Source organism: Bartonella sp. CL162QHHD, from assembly GCF_042195435.1.
Lineage (GTDB): Bacteria > Pseudomonadota > Alphaproteobacteria > Rhizobiales > Rhizobiaceae > Bartonella.
Window position 1 is genome coordinate 1 of sequence record NZ_JBHIOG010000033.1, and the last position, 2,257, is coordinate 2,257.

Consider the following 2,257-nt stretch of genomic DNA (forward strand, 5'->3'; position numbering starts at 1 on the left):
GGGGGAAGTATTTGTACATGCGCCGCTTAATGGCGTTTTTGATTTACTGAAAGCAGCTTTGAAAACGGAGCTTGATGGTTCTGTGAAAGATTTAGAGAAGCGCTTAGAGGCATTAAGAGAAGAGTTTGAAGATTTGAAAGAGTGTTCATTTTAGGTTTAATGGAGGAATAAAACATATGAAAATACCCGATCATAGTCATGAGTATCTGATACCAATAGCAACGCAAGAGGAAATCAGAGAAGGAACTTCGCAAGATAGCGTTGTTGTTCCTAAGATTTTAGGGACGGCATCTTTGTATTCGTATGAAACTTTTGCACCATTAGAACAGGTTGTTAATGCAAGGCAAGAGTCTGAAAAATCCATGGCGCGTGCAAATAGTGCGCAACAGGTTGCAGAGGAATCGAAAAGGGTTTCTGATCAAGCGCTTACAGAGGTGACGAAAACGGGTGAAGCGGTTACAGCAGCTACGACAACCGCTAATCTTGCAAAAGATACAGCGGATACAGCCAAGGGATTAGCAGAAGAATCCAAGAGTGCATCAGATGCCGCCAAGCAAATGGCAGAAGAGGCAAAAGCTCTTTCAGAACAATCCAAGAATGCTTGTGCTGAAGTCAAGGCATCTGTTGCAACTGTTAAGATAGTTGCCGAATCGGCGCAAACAGGAGTGGAACAAGCCTCGCAAACAGCTTCAGAAGCGAAGGGTTTGGCGGAATCGGCGAAAAGTGCAGCAGAGAGTGTAACAGAGAAAGTAGATCAAGCACTAAGAGAGGCTAGCGATGCAAAATCTAAAGCAGAAGGCTTAGAAACAATAGCCAATGAAGCAAAATCCACGAGTGATCAAGCAAGCCAAACCGCTTTGAGTGCAAAAAGTTTATCAGAAGAAGCCAAGGAAGTAGCCGAGACTGCGAAGTCGACAGCAGAAGAAGCGAAGAGTGTTGCGGAGCAAGCAAAAGAAGAAGCTGATACGACGAAGCAAGGGCTTGGAGAGGTCAAGAGTTCATTAGACACGGTGACAGCAACGACAAATTCTGCGAATACAGCCGCCTCTGAGGCAAAAGTGTTAGCAGAAGAAGCAAAGAGTGCATTGACAGAAGTTCAAGAGAAGGCACAGAGGAACAGTGACAGTCTTTCTGAACTTCAAAGTAAGGTAGGTTCTCTTTCCACTAATTTTTTAGAGAATGTGCGTTTTAATCAACCTAACAGAATTCTGGAAGACGATCCGGAAAATAGAAAAGGTCTTGTGATCAATAACGGTGCATGTTTTCGCTTTTATCATGGTGGTGAGAATGGGGGTAGGTACCTCTTTTACCGCGTTCCAGGGCGTGGAAGGATGACTTTTGACAAAGATCTTGAAGCAGGCAAGGATTATTATATTTATCTTATACCAACCCTCACTAATAATAATGAGATATCCTTTGAAATTTCGCAAAATCCGACGGCTCCTGATGGCTATACAGAGGATACCTCTAAAAAGATTGGTGGATTTCATACGCTTTGTGCAGATGTTGGTGAGATTGAAGATCATCCGTTATCGGGTTATCAAGCGGGGGATATTCTCCCTGATTCTGTTTGGTGTTTAAATCACCGTCCACGTAGTGACCCAGAGGGAATGGTTTACGATCCGTGGAAGAATATTTGGGTTGATATTTATCTTCAATCAGGGACAGATGAAAATACGAAGTCTGCCTATGGTGTTCCGATTACAACCAATCGTAGCTATTCTGACCATCACGTGGATTTTTCGTCTGTTAATAAGAGATTTTTGACGAGTGATGAGTTCGCGTCTTGTATGTGTGGAATCAATTCGGGAACCAGTATTATAGGCAATAAAGCGCCTTCTCCCAAAACGTCTGGAGGACACGTTGATACAGAAAATCGTCGTATGATTTCGTATATCGGTTGTGAGGATGGTTGCGGTTATGTGTGGCAATTTTTGTCTGGTTGTTATCCCGTGACGAAATGGCATACAGGGGAAAAAGGAAGCAGTTTACGTGTAGACGTAAATGTTATGTTGGGAGGAGGCGATTGGTCCGGTGATGCTAGTAATGGTGAATTTGCGCGGAATTTTGCGCATTCTCGTTATGTAGAAGATGAAAAAATAGGCGCCCGTGGATGTAGCGACCCATTTTATTATAATTAGTGCGAGATTGATTAGAACATCATTTTATCCAGCCCCACTTTTGTGGGGCTTTTTTTATGGAGCGTCAGATGAGAAAGATATCGAAAGAAGGATTAGAGCTTATCAAACAATGGGAA

Annotated in this window: 1 protein-coding gene; it reads left to right on the forward strand. The window is 43.0% G+C overall.

All coding sequences use genetic code 11. The annotated features are described in order from the left end of the window. The first annotated feature begins 176 nt into the window (after positions 1-176). The gene (locus ACFILD_RS03055; protein ID WP_375664747.1) at positions 177-2,141 is read left to right on the forward strand and encodes an alanine-zipper protein; all 1,965 of its coding nucleotides are present in this window, start codon (positions 177-179) and stop codon (positions 2,139-2,141) included. Positions 2,142-2,257 lie beyond the last annotated feature (116 nt).

Excerpts from the sequence above, each read along its gene's own strand:
- ACFILD_RS03055 (WP_375664747.1), top strand. The coding sequence starts at position 177 with ATGAAAATACCCGATCATAGTCATGAGTATCTGATACCAATAGCAACG.